This is a genomic window from Streptomyces sp. NPDC002817, assembly GCF_053592055.1.
The window spans coordinates 76,242-94,299 of record NZ_JBSFUY010000014.1; the positions used below are offsets into that span (position 1 = coordinate 76,242).

Consider the following 18,058-nt stretch of genomic DNA (forward strand, 5'->3'; position numbering starts at 1 on the left):
CGAGCAGCAGGGCTGCGCCGCGGTCCGCTGCACGAGGTCGCTTGGCCACTGCCGCAGGTAGTGAAGTGCAGTCCGGGACACGGCAGCAGGCTCCCCAGGGCAGCCGTCGACTACGAGCGGGCCCGCCCGCCACTGTCCCGTGCAGGCCGGGGGCAGCGGCGGGCCGGACTGCCACCGTCCCCGGAACCGGGGCGAACTCCTGCACGAGCAGCACCCGGTGCAGCGGGATGTGCTGCGCCCGGCGGCGATCTGCAGTCGCCGCCGGGCTCCTGTAGTGCTGCCTGCAGTGCCGGTGCAGTCCTGCACGCAGCCGTGCAGCGCGGGAGCAGTCGCTGCTCGTGCAGCGGAGCAGGGCGCGAGAAGCACCGAGCAGCCGGGTGCAGTACGGGCTGTGCTGCTCGGTGCAGCGGTTCGCGGCCTCCAGTGCAGTGCTGTGACTGCCCTCCGTAGTTGGCGAGTGGGCCGGTACGTCCGCGCTGGTCACAGGAGTTCTGCTCATCGAGGTTGGCGACCTCTGCTCGCGATAGTTGACGAATCCGTGGCCTCCACTGCCGTTACGGCGGTCGAAACCCCAGGTCGGGCGATCCCCACGGCCCACTCGCCAACTATCGAGAGCATTCGCCAACTACAGCGAGCGGTCACAAGTGCGTGCAGTACGGCGCGGACCGTGCACAGCGAAAAATCTATCCACAGCCCAACCGGCTTAGCGTCCCTGGAGATCAACGTCCGTGGCACGCGGACGGCACCGTGCGCACGGGAGGCGAGGCAGGCGATGGCGCGCAGCGACTTCGACCGGCAGCTCGAAGAGGGCGTCGAGGCCTTCCTCATGGGTGTCGGCCGGCTGCTGTCCGGGCGGGAGATGGACGGACAGCGCCGTACGGACGCGACGTTCTTCAAGGGCGGCCGCCGTGTCCTCGACGGTGTCGAGGGACGGGTCGGTCCCTGGTCCTACCGGCCCGGCTGGCAGCGGGCGGGCGCCCGGCTGACCACGCTCGGATCCCTGGGCGGGGGCGGCTGGTTTTACTGGACCGAGCCCGAACAGACGCTCAGGGCGCTGGAGTACGGCGGGGCCGGGGCCGGCGGACTGCTGCTGACCGGTGCCGCAGTGCACGCCGTGCGCAACCGCGGAAAGCGCGAGCTGATGCGGGAATGGGTCGAGCCGCTGCACCTGGCGCTGGTCGGCCCGCTGGGCATTCCCGAGGCGACCCGGCCGCGTTCCTACCTGCACGTTCCGCTGAACTTTTCCGACGACGACGCCGAGATCCGCGTCGACCTGCCGGTCGCCTTGAAGTTCAAGGAGACCGACGTCGCCGAGATGATCGTCAAGAAGCTCGCCCTGCAAGGGGTGTCCTTCAGCTGGAAATACGACGGTCGCAGCCCCTACGTGACGGTGAAGAAGGTCCACCGCCCGCCGTCGAAGGTCGTCTTCAGCGATCCCAAGGTCAAGGAACTCGTCAAGAAGGTGCCCGAGTCGGCGCCGCTGATCGGCCTGGAGCGCGGACAGAAGATCGTGTCCGTGGACCTGGACGCAGAGTCCCCGCACGTCCTGGTGAGCGCGGGCACCGGCGGCGGCAAGAGCGTCATCCTGCGCACCATCGCCTCCCAGCTCATTCACCACGGCGCGCACGGATACATCCTCGACTTCAAACGCGTATCCCACATGTGGGCCCGCGGCGTGAAGAACGTCGAATACTGCCGTGATATCGCCGACATTCACGACGCTCTGGTCAGGCTCGGCGCCGAAGGGCAGCGCCGAATTCACGTTGCGGAGCACCTCGGAGACGACGCCGACCCGACCGCGGTCGGGCCGCGCATTGTGATCCTGCTGGAGGAGATCAATGCGACGATGAAACAACTGACCCGCTACTGGGAGAAGATCAAGGAAAAGGGCGATCCGAAGATATCGCCAGCGGTCGACGCACTTGCTGAAATTCTCTTCATGGGCCGCGCTGTTCGGCTCCATGTGCTCCTGGTCGCCCAGTCGGCGACGGCCCGCGCTCTGGGCGGTCCGGAAATGCGTGAGAACTTCGCCACCCGCATTCTCGCCCGCTACACGCAAAACGCCTGGAAGATGCTCGTCCCCGAGGTCCAGCCCGCCCCCAAGAGCACCCGCCACATCGGCCGCGCCCAGGTCGTGCTCGGCGGCATGTCGCATGAGACCCAGGTCTTGTTCATGAGCGACGCCGAGGCCCGGGCCTGGGCCATGGCCGGCTCCGCCCCGGCGCCCGCCGTCACCCTCGCCAAGACCGCCGACGCGGGCGCGGATGACACAGTGACACAGTTGAACAGTGACACAGATGCACATGTCCACCTGGGGAAACGGGGGGTTGATGACACAGATGGAACTGTTCACGGCCGCGCTGTTCACGCCCTGGCGTCTGTCGCGGGCGAATGGCAGGAGGACGCCGATGTCGACGAGGAGGGCAACGACGAAGTCCCGGAGCTCACGGATGGCGATGGGGAGCAGGGCGGCGACGAGGAGACGGATCCGCTCGTCGGGCTGCGCGAGGCCGAGGACCTCCTGCCCGACGTCGACCTGACGTCCCTGCGCAACGCCCGTGCCCGCGACCCCGAATTCCCCGACCCCGCGGACAAGCGAGGCCGGGAAAGCCTCTACCGGCTGAGCGACCTGGAACGCTGGGCACGCAACCGCCTCGACATAGAAAGCGGAGAGTTCGACGAAGAGGGCGTCTCCGAAGAGATAGACTCCTCCGCCCTCTGACTTTCACCCCGACCATCTCCAGGGCCCGCACCTTGTGCGGGCCCTTTTCCCGTTGCCGCCGACAAGGCGACTGCACAGGTGTCGCGGCGCCGAAATTTATCCACAGGGCATTCGGCATAGCTTCTTGGTGTGCGCTTCCCGTATCTCGCGGAGAAGCCGATCAGTCATTGCGCCCGCATGCGCACAAGGACCGGACTGCGAAACGGCCGAGGAGTTCACATGAAGTTGCTGCGGAAGGTTTTCCGCCTTCCCCAAAAAGAGAAGGCGGGGGGTGAAGAATTCGCCGACGCCCTCGCCAGCCGCTCCCGCCGGAAGGCCGGTGACCAGCCGGAAGCCGGCGCGCCCGAGAATGCGCCGGCCGTAGCGGCGGAAGCGCCGGTGCGGAGGCCGGACACCTCGGCGTGGGCGGAGGAAGACGAAGGCTCGACCAGCGTGGTCGCCCGGCGCACCGGACGGATCGCGGTCTGGGCCGTGATCGGCCTGTTCGCCGTCATCGGCGTACGCAGCGTCATCGCCCCGCCGCAGCAGCCGACGACCGCTCCCAAGGCCAGCCCCCAGGCGGAAGCGGCCAAGGACGACGTGCCCGCGGCAACCGCCCAGCAGGTCGCCGCCCGGTACGCCCGCTCGTACCTGACGTGGTCCGAGGACGACCCCGACTCCCGGGCGACGGAACTCGCCCGGGACCTGCCCAAGGGCGCGGACACCAAGGCCGGCTGGGACGGCCAGGGCCTCCAGCTCGTCGCGCAGACCATCCCGGGCCAGGTCACCCAGACCAGCGCGCACCAGGCCCGGGTCTCGGTCGACGTGCGGGTGTCCTCCACCCAGGGCTCCGGCTCCAAGGCCAAGACGGTCTCCTCGTGGGTCGGCCTGGAGATCCCCGTCGCCGACACCGGCGGACGCGTCATCGTCACCGGCCAGCCCGCCCTGGTCGGCCTCGCGCAACCGGTCACCTGGAAGGAGCCGGCCGCACCCGACACCGACGCCGAACTGTCCGAGCGCACCCGCACGACCGTCGCGAACTTCTTCGAGGCCTGGGTCGACGGCACCGCCGACCAGTCGGCCGCCCCCGGCGCGAAGATCGCGCCACTCGGCGCCGGCCTCGCCTGGCACTCCCTGGACACCTGGGCCGTCCAGACCGGCTCCGGCTCACGGCGCACCGGCCTTGCCACCGTCCGCTGGGAGCTGGCCGGCGCCGAGCTGCAGCAGACCTACCGCGTCACCCTCACGCAGGTCAGCGCCGACGGCGCGTTCCGCTGGCAGGTCTGGCAGGTGACGTCGCAGTGAGCTCGCCCTCACCTCCGGTCGCCGCGCGAAGCGCCTTCGAACCCTCCCTCATACCCGCACGCCAAGGAGAGTCATGGGCACCAACCCGCTGACCTCGTACATCATCACCATCGTCTCGTCGCTGTTCGGCGCCGTCCTTGCGGTGCAGGTCGGCCTGTATTTCACCCGGAGCCAGTGGGGCAAGTTCGGAACCTGCCTCGTCGGCGCCGCGGTCGCGGCGTTCTGCATCTTCAAGACCGACCAGGCCGTCGACATCCTCAGCGTCCTGGGGACGAAGATCGTCTCCATCTTCCCGGTCTGAGCGGCGGGAAGACGATGCGAGAATCCCGCACCTTCAGTCGCCACTGGGACATGGAGACCCGCCAGCACGAACTGCTCGGCGTCGACCTCGGCGAGGGCATCCCCCGCACCACGCTGCGCTACGGGCTCGTGTGCTTCGGCACCTGGTGGACCCTGTGGCTCAGCCTGTTCGGCTTCCCCCCTCAGCCGGCCGTGCCGTTCTTTTTGTTGCCGCCGCTGGGCCTGACCTACGCCGGTGCCAAACGCTCCACCGTCTACTGGCGGCGCACCAACCTCCTGGTGTGGAGCGTGCACCTTCAGTACTTGGTGCGCGGCGTCCACCCGGTCACCGGCCGCGGCCGCATCCCGGTACGCCGGCTCGGGCTACGGCTGCGGACCCGCCGGATCGGCGAGCGCCTGCCGCACCTGGTCCACATGCCCCTGTTCGGGGCGCTGTTCGCCGACCGCGGCCCGGACCCGGCCCACACCGTCGGCCAGCCGGCGCTCATCCGGCCCCGGGTGCGGCTGTACGGGCCGGACGCCGTGGCCCGCTCCCGCCGGCGCCTGCGCCGCAAGCACCGTACGGCCGCCCCCCTGGAGAACTCACCATGAACGCCCAGACCCGTATGCCCATCGAGGCGATGCGCGACGTGGTCCGCCTCACCGACCCGCACACCGTGCGCGCCCTGCGCGGCAGCGACCGGATCCTGCTCGGCCTGGCCGACGGCGACCAGCCGGTCTACCTGACCGCCGTGCCGTCCAACGTGCTGGTCGCCACCGGCGGGGGAGGGGGCACCACCACCGTGCTCCGCTCGATCGCCGCGCAGGCCCTGCACCACGGAGCGCACGTCGACATCCTCGACCTCGACGCCCGCCGCGCCTCCCACACCTGGGCGGCCTCGCTGGACAACACAGCCCTCTACAGCCGGATCGACGCCATCCACACCTTCCTGATCGAGATGCACGACCGGCTGCGCCACGAGTACACCGCCACCCCCGAGGCCTGGCACCGGCGCCGCTTCATCGTCATCGAACACGCCGAGCGGCTGCTGGTCGGTCTGCGCCAGCACTGGATGCTGACCCGCCCCGACAGCCAGCTGGAGGAGGCACCCGGCGTCGAGGCACTGGGCATGCTGCTGGCCGCCGGCCGCCACAACGGCATCCAGATCGTCGCCGGCAGCACCCGCGGCATCCCGCCCCACCTCGGCACCCAAGTCGGCGACGTGTTCGCCACCCGCGTCCTGGCGTACGGCGGACAGACCCTGTGGGCCCGGGTGGCCCCCGAGGTATGGCCCGTCCCGCCGTACTCCGTCATCCCCGGCCGGATGCACGCCGTCCAGGACGGCGTCACCACCCGCATGCAGGCCCTGCACCTGTCCGAGTCCCAGGCGCGCGCCTGGGCCCGCGGCACCGTACCCAAGGAGTTCCGATGAGCAGCGCGACGAAGGCGAAGACGGCGAGGAAGAGTGTCTCGCGGGTCGGCCGGCTCCTCGGGCTCGGCGCCGAGCGGTTCATGCCGGTGCCCCAGTTGGTCGCCGTCGCCGACGGCCTGGTCGTGACCGCCACGGGCGCGGAGGCCTGGTTCGTCCTGTCCGGCGCCAACACCGATTTGATGCCCGAACCGGCTCAGGACGCCGAACAGGACGCGGCCGCGCTCGCCCTGGCCAAGGTGCTGCCCGGATACGACGCCCACCTGAAGGTCCTGTGGTCGCCGCTGGACGGCGAGCTCTACCGGGCCGAGGCGCACGCAATGTTCACCGCCGGCGACGTGGAGGCGTTCGCCGACATGTGGGCGCAACGCCTGGACGGCCTGGACCTGCCCCAGCGTCACCTGCTGCTCGGCATCAAGATCGCCGAGCGGGCCACGGCGGCGAACGCGACCGCCAAGGACGCCACCGCCTCCGCGCTCGGCCTGCGCCACACCGGCCTGGGCGAAGGCGAACTCGCCCAGCTGGACGCCGCGGTGCGGCGGCTGGAGCGGAGGCTGGAGGCCACGCCGTGGCGGGCGCGGATAGCACCGGTCGAACTCCTCGCGTGGGCCATCTCCCGCGAGTCCTACCGTCCGCAGCCGGCCCCGCCCCGCCTGCCCGTCGTCACCGGCGCCTCCCTGGTCCGCCTGAGCCAGTCCAGGGCGATCCCGCACGCCGACCACCTGCAGCTCCTCGATGCCCGCGGCGAGACCGCGGCATGGGTCGCGATGCTCGCGATGCCCGCCTTCCCGGAGGCGATGCACACCCCCGGCGAGCAGGAGTGGCTCAGGTGCCTGTCGGAGATCCGCTACACCCACGAATCCGGCGACGAGCTCCTGGTCTGCCCCGAGGCGTCCGTCCGCTTCAACGTCTGGCGCAAGGGCGCGGCGATCAAGGCCGTCGACAGGGTGCGGCAGTCGGCGAAGGAGCAGAGGCGCTCCGCCGCGGAGAACTCGGCCGGCGAGACCCTGGTCGAGATCGAGGAGACCGAGCTCGTCATGGAGGCCCTGCGCCAGCGGATGTCCCGGGACAGCATGACCCTCCTTGAGGACCACCCGCGCCTCCTGGTGGCCTCCGCCGAGTCGCTGGAGGACCTGCACGCCCGGTGCGATGCGGTCATCTCGCACTACGCCGGCCTGTCGATCGACGTCATCGTCGCCGCCGACGAGCAGCGCGAGATGTGGCTGGAGAGCCTGGTCGGCGACATGCTGCGGGTTGCCGACCTCGGGCACATCCGCGAGACCGACGCGCTCGCCGCGTCCATGTTCTGGGGCGGGTCCGAAGCCGGGGACGACAGCGGTCCCATCGCCGGGCTGCTTACCGGCACCACCCCTGGCGTCGTGCGTTTCGACATCACCGCCGGCAGCGCCCGCGGTGACGCCACCACCACCGCCTACCTGGGCCGCAGCGGACGCGGCAAGACGACAGCGATGATGCTGGCCACCCTCACCGCCGCGATGCGCGGCGCCTACGCCCTGATGCTCGGGTTCAAGGGCGACGAGATCGGCCTCATCCGGGCCGGCGAATACCTCGGTCTGCCCTCCCACCATGTCACCTGCGGTATCGACACCCCGGGCGTCGCTGACCTGTTCCGCATGCTTCAGCGCGGCGAGGCGGCCCTGCAGGTCGTCTCGCAGATGCTGATCATGCTGCCGGAGCGGATGCGCAACCAGGGCGTCGAGACTCATCTGCTGCGCGCGGTCAACGAGATCGCCGAGCACCATGACCCGGCCTCGTGGCGGGTGGTCGACCTGCTCAAGGACAGCGACAACGAACTGGCCCGCGACGCCGGAGACGCCCTCGCCGAGGTCGCCCGCACCCAGCTCGGAGCGCCGGTCCTCGGCCGCCCCCGCGACGGCGCCAGCCCGCTGCGGCCCGAGGCGGGACTGTGGCTCGTCCAGGTCCCCGGCCTGACGATGCCGCAGGCCGGAACCCGCCCGGCGGACATGACGATGAACGAGCGCGTCAGTCTCGCCCTGATGCGCGGGCTGATCGCCTACGCCCTCAACACCTCCTCCCGCGCCGACCTGCGCAACCTGCCCAAGGTGATCAGCGTCCCGGAAGTCCACGTGCTCACCGGCACCGACGACGGCAAAAAGTTCCTCGACCTCGTCGCCCGCATGGGCCGCGCCCTCGACACGAGCCTGGCGATCGACAGTCAGGACCCCAACTCCCTGCTCGGCCTGGACGGTGTCCTGGAGGCCATCACCACCGTCTTCGGCTTCGAGCAGTCCACGAAGATCCAGCAGGACGCGCTCGCCGAACTGCTGCGCCTGCCCGTCGGGGAGGCGAGCCGGGCGCTGATCCACGGCGTCGGCAAGACGGCCCACGGCGTCATCCGCCACGGCCACTGCATCGTCAGGGACCGCTTCGACCGGGTCGCCACCATGCAGTGGGACTCGCCCAGTTACGAACTCCTGCGGGCCCTGTCCACCAACCCCAAGGACCAGTACGAAGACGCCGAACGCGAGCAAAGCGGACGTGCAGAAGGGGAGTTGGGGCCCGAGGACGAGGGGCCGGATCACCGCGCCGACTTCGCCAAGGCAGGATCGGAGGGTTGAGTGATCACCCGTACCCGATCGAGGAGAGCCCATGAACCCGCGTATCCGGCGCGCGTCCGCCGCCGTTGGGGCCGCCGCCGCCGTCCTGACCACCCTCGCCGCCTGCTCCGACTCCGGTTCCGGCTCGGACAAGGCGCAGACGAAGGGGCCGAGCGCCGAGCAGCTGGTGACGAAGGCCGCGGGCGACTACATGCACGCGTGGATGGCGGTCAAGCCCGCCGACGCCCAGACGATGTGCGCGCTGTCGACGAAGGCCTCGCGCCCGAACTTCGACGAGGACGGCGGAACCCTCGCCGGCTGCGTCAGGGAGCGCAAGACCATCGGCGCCGAGGACACCGACGCCACCCGCGCCCCGCTCGACATCAAGATCAGCAACGTGCAGGACGTCCCGGCGTCCGACACCCATCCGGCCGGCAAGGGCGCGCTGGCCACCATGCACCGGTCCGGCGAGGACCAATTCCGCTACGTCGTACGCCTCGTGAAGGAGGGTGACCAGTGGCTCATCGAGCAGACAAGCGACGTCGGCGACCGCTTTTCGCACACCGCCGACCCCGTCGCACCGGTGCTGGCCGGGACGGACTGATACTCCGCGCGGCCAGCTGGATCTGCCTCTACACATGGCGGCTACCGCGGCTGCGCACCCTGCTCCTGTGGGGCGTCGGCCTGCTCACCACCCTCATGGTGACCGCGCCGGCCGCGGCCGCCGCCGGCGAGGACGGCAAGTACCAGCCGGCCGGCATCGGCGATCTGATGCCGTCCCCGCTCAAGCCGCCCGGAGGCCAGGGCACTCTCTTCGAGAGCCACCCGGCCAGCACCTTCCAGCTGGACAAGCAGCTGAGCGACGACCTCACGGGCGGCGACCTTGTCGATGGCAGCATGCACGAGGTTGCCTCGCTCCTCATGGCGGTTCTGACGATGATCGGCCGCGCGGCGATCACGATCATGCAGTGGACCTTCAAGGCGGTCTCGCTGCCCGAGATCGAGCCGGCCATCTCTCGCGGCATCGGTGCCGCCGCCGAGTCGATGGTCACGATGTTCCTGCCGGCCGCGCTCGCGGTGGGCATGTTCCTCGCCTGGGCCCGGCGCTCCGACCAGAGCATGCTCGGCCAGCTCGTGTGGGTGGCCGCGTCCGCGGCCATCGCCACCACGCTGCTGACCTCGCCCCAGACCTGGGTCAAAGGCGTCGACGAGGCCCGGCAGGCCGGCTCCACCGTCGCCATGACCACCCTCTCCGGGGGCCTCGCCGGTGACACCTCCAGCTCCCTGCCGTTCAAGACACCCACCCCGACCTGGTCGGACGACGACCGTGACACCGCCGTTCGCAAGGCCTCGGACGCCGTGTGGCGCACCTACGTCGTCGTCCCCTGGTGCGTCGCTGACCTGGGCTCCATCGAGGCGTGCAAACGGTGGGGGCCCGACGTCGTCAAGCTCGGCGACGACATGGACAAGCGCGAGGACTACCTCGCGGAGAACATGACCACCGACAACGCCGGGCACGAGGCCGTCCAGTGGCGCCAGGGCCACACTCCCTCCGGGCGTCTCGGCGTGCTGCTCGCCGCCATCATCACCGCCGTGATCTTCTGCGCCCTGGTGATCGTCCTGGCCGCGGCCACCCTCACCAGTCTCCTCGGCGCACTCATGCTCCTGGTCTGCGGCGTCGTCTTCGCCTGCCTGTGGTGCATCCCCGGCAAGCCGCGGCAGTGGGGCGTGGCCTGGGTCGAGGCACTGGTCGGCACCGTGCTCACCTCGATGGTCGCGATGATGCTCCTGGGCAGCGTCATGATGGTCAACATGGCGATGATCAGCCTGCTGAACGTCTACGGCTGGCTCATCGTCTCCCTCCTCAACATCGCCACCGTCGGCACTGCCCTCAAACTCAAGGGTCAGCTCGACGGGATCGTCTCCGGCGGCGGCGCCCAGCTGGCCGGCCGCGGAGTGCTGAGCACCCTCGGTACCTTCGCGACCGCCCGCCGACTGCGCTCGCTGCGCCCGAACAGCTCCGGCGGCGGCAGCGGCGGCCTGATCGGGACACTGCGCCGCGGCGGCGGCCGCGCCGGCAACATCCTCGGCGGCATCGGAGGCGGCATCGCGTCTGCGGGCGGCATCATCCGCGACCGCTGGGGCGGGGGAGCAGCAAGCGGTGCCGCAAGCGACCCGGGCGAGACCACCATCCGCGTCACCCGTGCACGCACCTATCCCGAACCGCCCAGCTTCCCGAGACTGCCCAGCGGCACCTACGGCGATCACGCCGCCACCCGGCCCGGCCTGCCCGGCGGACCCGGAGGACCTCCCGGCCGCACCCGCGGCCCCGGCCCCCGCCCCACACCGGGTGGCCCGGGGCAGCCCGCCGACGCAACCGCCGCGCGTGCGGCGCGTGCCGAAGCCGCCCGGCAGCGTGGCTACGTTCCCGGCAGCGGCTACACGGTCCGGCCCGGTGCTCCCGAGCGCAATGGCGTTCCGCACCACCCGCGGCAGAACGGTCCGCGGACCGTCCAGGGGCAGGTCGTCGACCCGTCCAACCCGGTCGGGGCCCGCTTCCGCGCCTACCCGCCGGCCACCGCCCAGCGGTCATCGGTCGGGCGCAGCCCCGCGCCGCCCGCCAGCCGCAGGCCGGCCATCCGCGGCGAGGTCGTGCGCCGGCCCCAACTGCCCCCGGGCCGCGGCAGCTCCTAGCCCGCCGTCCGGTGTCACCGGACCCTCCATCCCTGCTTCCCGCGCGTGAGACCCCCGCGGTCCGGCTGCACTGCGGCCGGATCACCCCGGGGCCATCTCGCCATGCCCGCGCGCCCGCACGCGGGCCGCCGACCCCGGAGTTCCCCATGCCCGACCGCGACCACGACGAGCCGCACACCCCGACACCGAAGAAGCCGAAGAAGCAGGCACCGTTCTCCCCCACCCCCGACGGGTGGCGCGATCTCCTGCGCGCCGAGGAGCTGCCCGAGGAGATCGCCGATCTGCCCTTCCGCAAGCGCCGCCGCGCCCGCAGGGCCTGGCGATCGGCCCGCCGCGACGCCCGCGCCCGCTGGGTGAAGGAAGAGCGCAGGAAGGTGCCCACCCCGCTGAGCGTGCCGATCATCCTGCTCATCGTCGCCGGACTCGTCGCCGGGGCCTCCTGGCTGACCTCGCACCACGACCGCGACACCGTGCAGACCAAACCCCCCGCCACACACGCGGCGACCGAGGCCCCGACCGACGACGCTCCGTCACCCGCGGCCTCGGCCAGCACCACCGTCCGCCGCCCCGGCACCCCCGACGGCATCGCCAAGGCCTTCGTCCTCGCCTACACCACCCGGATCCTGCTGCAGGACGGCACCCACTCCGCGGCCGTCGAACGGGCGGCGCCGTACGCGTCCACCGCTCTGGTGGACAACCTCAACAAGCACGACGACATCGACTGGAACAAGCTCGTCGCCGCCCAGGCCACATCCGCCACTCCCACCCAGGTGAGCATCAACGTCCCTGCCGCCAGGGAGGAGTTCGCCCCTGACACCCCCGTGCGGGTCTACCGGGACGCCACCGCGCGCATCGAGGTCAAGGGCACCGACGACTACACCTACACCCGCAAGTTCACGCTCGAGGTCTCCCGCGCCGACGTCGGCCAGCCCTGGATGGTCACCCGCGTCCTGGGCCTGGAGGCGTAGCCATGGACCAGGACGACCTCACCCAGATCGCGACGCGGGCGGCCGGCGTCGCGAAGAAGGGCCTGATGCTCAAACTCGGCGCCGTCGCCGCCGTCCTCTTCCTCGCGGGCCTGCTCCTCCTGGGCGCCATGCCCATGGGCTCCAGCGCCCAGGCCTCCACCTGCGAAGACACCGGACCGGGCACCGGCGCGGCCGCCCCCGACAGCAACAACAGCCCGCCCGCCCAGGGCAGCGTGCACCAGCAGCAGCTCACCAACGCCAAGTCCATCGCCAAGGCCGCCACCAAACTCCCGGGCAGGGCCACGCTCATCGCCCTGATGGCGGCCATGCAGGAGTCCTCCCTGATCAACCGGCCGGACGGCCACCTGGACTCGGTCGGTCTCTTCCAGCAGCGGCCCCAGATGGACTGGGGCACCAAGGCCCAGATCATGGACCCCGCGTTCGCCACCGAGTCCTTCCTCTACGGGCGCGGCACCAACAAGGGCCTCGTCGACGTCCCCAACTGGCAGACCAAGCCGCCCGGCGACGTCGCCCAGGCCGTCCAGGGCAGCGCCCACCCCGAGCTGTACGCCGGGCGGGAGTCCGAGGTCCGCGCGCTGGCGAAGGAGGCCGGCATCGACCTCTCCCACGGCGGCACCGACTCCGGCTCCACCTCCGGGAGCACGGCGGACTCCGGCACCGCGTCGGGCGACGTGCCCAGCCAGTGCGCCGACAGCGCGACGGGCACCTCCGGGAGCGCAGGCGGCACCTTCACCGACGGCACGGCCACCTGGCAGCTGAACAACCCCCGCTCGGTCAAGGACGCCATCGCCTGGGCCCGCCAGCACGCCGGACTCATGTCGACCAACGGCTGGTACCGCAGGTGCCTCGCCTACGTGGCGAACGTCTACGGCTGGAACTTCAGCGGCGTCACCTACGCCATCGACCACTACAAGGTCGTGCCCGCCGACATGCGCCACGACGGCGACCGCAACCCGCCCCCGGGCGCCCTCATGTACTGGGACACCGGCCACCGGGCCGGCCACATCGCCGTCTACCTCGGCAACGGCGAGATCGCCAGCAACGATGTGAAACGCCTCGGCTACATCGACATCGTCAAGGCCGACTTCATAGAAAAGACCTGGAAAGCCAAATATGTGGGCTGGACGCCGCCTTATTTCCCCAAGGCCGGATGAAACCGGGCTATAACCGTTCGCGATAGTTGGCCAATCGACTCTGAAGCCCCACCAGGCGAAGACGGTCCTGTTCCTTGCAGGTGACGCTGCCTGTTCACGGCAGTTGACGGATCCGCGACCCGAACCGGCACCCAAACCAGCAAAGACACAGCTCACGACACCAGTTCGGGTCTGCGCCACCTCTGACGAAAAGTCGCCAGCTATCGCGAACGGTCGCACCGGCGCAATTGCACCGGCGGCGTCATTTCTCAAAATCTATCCACAGGCGATTGGCTCTAGATTTTCCGTGTCGGCGCGCACCGAATAACAGATCGCAGGCCTCGACGGCCTCCGCTCGTCGAAATCCCGAGGCTTTCCCGTGCCCGGAACACCGAAAGGAAGTCATGACATGCGCATTTCCCGACTCGTGCCCGTCATCGTCGGCGGCGCGCTCGCCGCATCCATCAGTACCACTCCGGCCTCCGCCAACAGTGGCTGGTGGTTCTCCCGAAGCGAGAGCGCTTCCGGCTACTACAACTCCAGCACCAACCGGGTGACGGCATGTGACATCCGGACGGACGGCTACAAGGCCCTCGTACAGATCACCACGCTGAGTGAGAGCCTCCTGTCCCGCACCGCCGACGATCTCAACAACAAGAAGTGCACCACTAAGAAGCCCAGTTACGTCCGCGAGGGCTCCCGATACAAGATCCAGGTCTGCATCGTGAAGGTGGGCCAGCGCCCCAAGGACTGTGGCAGCCTGCACGAGTTCACCGCCTGACCCGCCTGCGGCCTGGAGGGCGCATCCGGCCGCCTGCAGCCGGCTCCTCCCGCGCGATCCCCGCTGCTCTGGAGCCCGTCCACCCCACGAGCCCCCGGCCAGGCCCAACCCCCGAGCCTGGCCGGGCCCGGCCGAGCGCGCCGCCCACACCCGGCGCCTGAGCCCCGGCCACCACCGCGTGCGCCAGAGGGCCCTCGGCCACCGCGGGTGCCGCCGAGAACCCCCGTCCTCGGCGGCACCCCGCACCCTCACTCCGTACCGGCGTACGCCCGTCCGGCGCGCGCTGTCCCACCCACAGGAGCCCCTGTGACCACCACTGCCGCGCCGGTCAGAGCACCGGACGCGCAGGCAACGGGATACACGCGCTCATGGCCGGCGTCGATCTGGACCCTGCTGCTCGGCACGTTCACCGTGAGGGCCTTCGGCTTCACCTTCCCGTTCCTGCCCTACCACCTCACCCAACTCCACCTGACAACAAGCCTGGTGGGCATCCTGCTGGCGACGTTCGGGGCCGGCTGGCTGGCGGGCTCGGTCCTGTGCGGCTGGCTCGCCGACCGATGGGGCCGCCGCGCCACCCTCGTCACGACCATGCTCCTCGCCGCAGCCGTACTGCCTCTGCTCGCCTTCGCGCACACCACGCCGGCGCTGATCGCCACGTCCTTCCTGGCCGGCGTCGTGTACGACGCCCCACGCCCGGTCGTCACCGCGGCGATCGCCGACGCCTTCCCCGACGACGCCGCGCGCGCCGCGGCCAACGGCTGGCGCAACTTCGCGGTCAACGTCGGTGCCGCGGTCGCCGGGACCGCTGGCGGCGTGCTCGCGGCGCCTCTCGGAATCGGCACGCTGATCTGCATCAACGCAGCCGTCTGCGGCACCTTCGCACTGATCGCCTGGCAGCTGGTCGACGCCCGGGAACCCCAACACCCTTCCGCCGCACCGGGCGTGGCCGCCGCGCTGCGCGACTCGCGCCTGTGGTGGCTGCTCGCCGCCAGCCTCGCCGCCCTCACCTGCACCGGCAGCCTGTTCTCCGCTCTGCCGCTGCTGATGGAAGGCGACGGCCTGTCGGCCGCGGACTACGGCTGGGCCCAGGCCGCGAACGCCGGCGTCGTCCTCGCGCTGTCGCCCGCGCTGAACGGCTGGCTCAGCCGCCGCTCCAGCCGTCCTCACGCGATGACCGGACTGTTCGCCCTCAGCTCCCTCGGCCTGGCCGTCACCGTCGGCGCCACCGGTTTCGTCTCCACCACCCTCGGCTACGCCACCGCGGCCGCCCTGGCCGTACCCGGCGAGATCGTGATCTTCGTCGCCGCGGCCGACATCCTCAACAGGATCGCGCCCCCCGCCGCCCAGGGAACCTACGCCGGCATCTGGGGGACCACTCTCGCCGGCGCCGTCATCGTCGCGCCGTCACTCGCCACCTGGGCGCTCACCCACGGAGGCCACGCCCTGGTCGGCGTCGCCACCTTCGGCTGCGGCCTCCTCGGCGCCGCCCTGTGCTGGCCGCTCGCCACCTCCGTACGCCGCCCCCGCCCCTCCACCCCGAAAGAAGTCACGTCATGAGCTCTTTCCGCCTCACCCGCGCCGTCACCGAACACGCCACACACGCCGCTCTGCGCGCCGACGTCCTCGACGGCCTGACCCACAGCCCCAAGACGCTGCCGCCGAAGTGGTTCTACGACGCCGTCGGCAGCGAACTGTTCGACCGGATCACCGAACTTCCCACCTACTACCCGACCGCCGCGGAGCACGCCTGCCTGGCCGCCCGCGCCGCGGAGATCGCCGCAGTGACCGGCGCAGGCACCCTGGTCGAACTCGGCTCAGGCTCCCTCTCCGAGAAGAGCCGGCAGCTGCTGGACGCCCTGCCGGACCTGCACACCTACATCCCGGTCGACGTCAGCGAAAGCGCGCTCACACAGACCGGCCAGACACTGGGCGCCGAGCGGCCCGATCTGAGCGTGCACGCCCTGATCGCCGACTTCACCACCGGCTTCACCCTGCCGGCCACCACCGGACCGCGGCTCATCGCCTTCCTGGGCGGCACCATCGGCAACCTGCTGCCGGTCGAACGGACCGCCTTCCTGTCCGGCGTCCGGGCCCTGATGGAACCCGGGGACGCGCTCCTGCTCGGCACGGACCTGGTCAAGGACGAATCCGTGCTGGTGGCGGCCTATGACGACCCCACGACCGGCGCCTTCAACAAGAACGTCCTCGCCGTGTGCAACCGCGCACTCGGCGCCGACTTCGACACCGACGCCTTCGACCACATCGCCCTGTGGAACGCGCACAACGAATGGATCGAAATGCGGCTGCGCTCGCGCACCGACCAGACCGTGAAGATCCCCGAACTCGACCTCACCGTGCACTTCGCCGAGGGAGAGGACCTACGGACAGAGATTTCGGCGAAATTCCGCTGGGACCGCGTCTACGCCGAACTCGCCGCTGCCGCTCTGGAACTGACGCACTGGTGGACGGACCCGCAGGCACGATTCGCCCTGTCCCTGAGCGTCGCGCGGTGACCCGCGCCAGCCCGGCACACCCAGCCCTGCCACTTGCCTGACCCACCCCGAAGCCGCTGCACCCACCGGCACCCGTCACGCCCCGCACCACGTTGCGCCCCGACCGAAGGACCCGGTCCACCATGACCACCGGCTTCACCGCCGATCGCCCGCCCTCCCCGGCCGGCTACCGGCACCTGCTGACCGCACCACACGTCCTGCGCCTGCTGACCGCAGCCGTTGTCGGACACCTTCCGGTCGCCATGGCGCCGATCGCCCTGCTCCTGGTCGTCCGCGCCGACGGCGGAAGCGTCCGCCAGGCCGGTCTCCTCGCCGCCGCGTACGGCGTCAGCGCGGCCCTCGGACAACCGGGGTGGGGCCGCATGCTGGACCGACACGGCCCGACACCGACTCTGCTGGGCACGGCCCTCGCCTCGACCGGCGCGTTCACAGCCCTCGCGTTCCTCAACACCGTCGACCACCCGTCGGCCGCCGGGCTGCTCGCCGTCACCGCGGGCCTGGCGACCCCGCCGGCCGAGGCGGCGCTACGAGTCCTGTGGCACGAGGTGACCGCCTCCGACGCCCAGCTCCGGGCCGCCCTCAGCCTCGACGCCTGCGCCCAGGAAGTCGTCTTCATCGCCGGCCCGCTCCTCGTCCTGGGCATAGACGCGCTAACGGAGACGCAGGTGACCCTCGCCGCAGCCGCGCTCCTCGGCCTCATCGGAACGACCGCGCTCGCCACCACGGCACCCACCCGACGCTGGCAGCCCTCCCCACCGCGCCGCGCGGACGCGTTCGGCCCTCTGCGAGCTCCGGGCCCGCGGACACTGGGCGTCGCGCTCCTCGGCGCCGGCATCGCGCTCGGCGCCATCAACGTCGTGGCCCTCGCGCTCGCCGAGGAGCACCGCACCCCCGCCCTGTCCACTCTCATGCCCGCCGCCCTCGCCGTGGGCAGCCTCACCGGCGGCCTTGTCTACGGCAGGCGCCGCTGGCCCGGCACGCCTCCCGCGCATCTGCGCGCCACCACCCTGGGACTCCTGGCCGGCCTCCTTCCGCTGCTGCTCCAGCCCTCCCCGCCAGCAGCCGTGGCCGTGGCCGTCCTGCCCGGACTCTTCCTCGCCCCGCTGCTGGTCAGCGTCTTCTCCAGCCTGGACGACCTGACCCCAGACGGCACGCTCGGTGAGGCGGCAGCATGGATGATCGCCTGCCTCGGCCTGGGCCAGGCCGCCGGAACCGCACTCGCCAGCTCGGCGGCCGGCCCGCTGACGCCCATCACCACCGCCGTCGCCGGCGCCGCCGCGGCCTGGATCACCCTGGCCACGCGCCGCTCCACCCTCACCCCCCTGCCGCGCCCCTCACGCGTGATCCGGGCCGCGCCCCGCGCGACAGCACCCCTCAAATAGCCGGTGCCGTGACCTGCCGCGGTAGTTGGCCAGCCTCCGCCGGGGCTGCCCAGGTCAGCAGCTCTGCTCTTTCACGCTGTTGGCCATCCAACGGGCTGGGGACGCGCTATCTCGCAGAAAGCCGCAGGTCAGGTGATTGCCAGCGGCCACTGGCCACCTATTGCGGAAGGTGGCCAACCAGCGTGGAAGGTCACACCTCCACTCGAACAACAAGTGCCTCACGGCGCAACGAAATTTATCCACAGGCCACCCGGGTGATGATCGGGACTCAC

General features: G+C 70.9%; 14 protein-coding genes. All 14 read left to right on the forward strand.

The window, feature by feature from the left end; translation table 11 throughout:
• Positions 1 to 538 precede the first annotated feature (538 nt).
• The 14 genes from ACWD3I_RS25335 (at position 539) to ACWD3I_RS25400 (ending at position 17,786) form a co-directional block, all read left to right on the forward strand.
• Positions 539 to 2,722 carry a pRL2-11 gene (locus tag ACWD3I_RS25335; RefSeq protein WP_365395054.1) on the forward strand — a complete coding sequence of 728 codons (2,184 nt, stop codon included), beginning with the start codon at positions 539 to 541 and terminating at the stop codon, positions 2,720 to 2,722.
• 219 nt (positions 2,723 to 2,941) lie between these two features.
• Positions 2,942 to 4,006, forward strand: a complete 1,065-nt coding sequence (locus ACWD3I_RS25340) for a conjugal transfer protein (protein ID WP_365395051.1) — start codon at positions 2,942 to 2,944, stop codon at positions 4,004 to 4,006.
• Between the two features lie 73 nt (positions 4,007 to 4,079).
• Entirely contained in the window at positions 4,080 to 4,307 is a 228-nt protein-coding gene (locus ACWD3I_RS25345; protein ID WP_365395048.1) for a hypothetical protein, read from the forward strand.
• A 14-nt stretch (positions 4,308 to 4,321) separates the two neighbouring features.
• Positions 4,322 to 4,897, forward strand: coding sequence for a hypothetical protein (locus ACWD3I_RS25350; protein WP_365395046.1), 576 nt, complete (start codon positions 4,322 to 4,324; stop codon positions 4,895 to 4,897).
• Positions 4,894 to 5,718, forward strand: coding sequence for a cell division protein FtsK (locus tag ACWD3I_RS25355; RefSeq protein ID WP_365395043.1), 825 nt, complete (start codon positions 4,894 to 4,896; stop codon positions 5,716 to 5,718). Before ACWD3I_RS25350 ends, ACWD3I_RS25355 begins: the two co-directional genes overlap by 4 nt.
• Positions 5,715 to 8,315: an ATP-binding protein gene (locus ACWD3I_RS25360; protein WP_365395040.1), complete on the forward strand. Its 2,601-nt coding sequence runs from the start codon at positions 5,715 to 5,717 to the stop codon at positions 8,313 to 8,315. The genes ACWD3I_RS25355 and ACWD3I_RS25360 overlap by 4 nt, the downstream gene beginning before the upstream one ends.
• Before the next feature lie 31 nt (positions 8,316 to 8,346).
• Positions 8,347 to 8,898, forward strand: coding sequence for a hypothetical protein (locus tag ACWD3I_RS25365; RefSeq protein WP_365395038.1), 552 nt, complete (start codon positions 8,347 to 8,349; stop codon positions 8,896 to 8,898).
• Positions 8,811 to 10,988, forward strand: coding sequence for a hypothetical protein (locus tag ACWD3I_RS25370; RefSeq protein ID WP_365395037.1), 2,178 nt, complete (start codon positions 8,811 to 8,813; stop codon positions 10,986 to 10,988). The genes ACWD3I_RS25365 and ACWD3I_RS25370 overlap by 88 nt, the downstream gene beginning before the upstream one ends.
• A 146-nt stretch (positions 10,989 to 11,134) precedes the next feature.
• Positions 11,135 to 11,956 carry a hypothetical protein gene (locus ACWD3I_RS25375; protein WP_365395035.1) on the forward strand — a complete coding sequence of 274 codons (822 nt, stop codon included), beginning with the start codon at positions 11,135 to 11,137 and terminating at the stop codon, positions 11,954 to 11,956.
• Positions 11,957 to 11,958: 2 nt separating this feature from the next.
• Complete coding sequence (locus ACWD3I_RS25380) at positions 11,959 to 13,131, forward strand: NlpC/P60 family protein (protein WP_365395033.1); 1,173 nt, start codon at positions 11,959 to 11,961, stop codon at positions 13,129 to 13,131.
• Between the two features lie 388 nt (positions 13,132 to 13,519).
• Complete coding sequence (locus ACWD3I_RS25385) at positions 13,520 to 13,891, forward strand: hypothetical protein (protein ID WP_365395031.1); 372 nt, start codon at positions 13,520 to 13,522, stop codon at positions 13,889 to 13,891.
• A 306-nt stretch (positions 13,892 to 14,197) separates the two neighbouring features.
• Entirely contained in the window at positions 14,198 to 15,448 is a 1,251-nt protein-coding gene (locus tag ACWD3I_RS25390) for an MFS transporter (RefSeq protein WP_365395029.1), read from the forward strand.
• Positions 15,445 to 16,404 carry an L-histidine N(alpha)-methyltransferase gene (egtD, locus tag ACWD3I_RS25395; protein WP_365395027.1) on the forward strand — a complete coding sequence of 320 codons (960 nt, stop codon included), beginning with the start codon at positions 15,445 to 15,447 and terminating at the stop codon, positions 16,402 to 16,404. The genes ACWD3I_RS25390 and egtD overlap by 4 nt, the downstream gene beginning before the upstream one ends.
• A 122-nt stretch (positions 16,405 to 16,526) precedes the next feature.
• Positions 16,527 to 17,786, forward strand: a complete 1,260-nt coding sequence (locus ACWD3I_RS25400) for an MFS transporter (RefSeq protein WP_365395025.1) — start codon at positions 16,527 to 16,529, stop codon at positions 17,784 to 17,786.
• Positions 17,787 to 18,058: the final 272 nt, after the last annotated feature.

Bases quoted from the DNA above. Each gene is read 5' to 3' on its own strand.
- ACWD3I_RS25340 (WP_365395051.1), top strand. From the start codon at position 2,942: ATGAAGTTGCTGCGGAAGGTTTTCCGCCTTCCCCAAAAAGAGAAGGCG.
- ACWD3I_RS25345 (WP_365395048.1), top strand. From the start codon at position 4,080: ATGGGCACCAACCCGCTGACCTCGTACATCATCACCATCGTCTCGTCG.
- ACWD3I_RS25350 (WP_365395046.1), top strand. From the start codon at position 4,322: ATGCGAGAATCCCGCACCTTCAGTCGCCACTGGGACATGGAGACCCGC.
- ACWD3I_RS25355 (WP_365395043.1), top strand. From the start codon at position 4,894: ATGAACGCCCAGACCCGTATGCCCATCGAGGCGATGCGCGACGTGGTC.
- ACWD3I_RS25360 (WP_365395040.1), top strand. From the start codon at position 5,715: ATGAGCAGCGCGACGAAGGCGAAGACGGCGAGGAAGAGTGTCTCGCGG.
- ACWD3I_RS25365 (WP_365395038.1), top strand. From the start codon at position 8,347: ATGAACCCGCGTATCCGGCGCGCGTCCGCCGCCGTTGGGGCCGCCGCC.
- ACWD3I_RS25375 (WP_365395035.1), top strand. From the start codon at position 11,135: ATGCCCGACCGCGACCACGACGAGCCGCACACCCCGACACCGAAGAAG.
- ACWD3I_RS25380 (WP_365395033.1), top strand. From the start codon at position 11,959: ATGGACCAGGACGACCTCACCCAGATCGCGACGCGGGCGGCCGGCGTC.
- ACWD3I_RS25385 (WP_365395031.1), top strand. From the start codon at position 13,520: ATGCGCATTTCCCGACTCGTGCCCGTCATCGTCGGCGGCGCGCTCGCC.
- egtD (WP_365395027.1), top strand. From the start codon at position 15,445: ATGAGCTCTTTCCGCCTCACCCGCGCCGTCACCGAACACGCCACACAC.
- ACWD3I_RS25400 (WP_365395025.1), top strand. From the start codon at position 16,527: ATGACCACCGGCTTCACCGCCGATCGCCCGCCCTCCCCGGCCGGCTAC.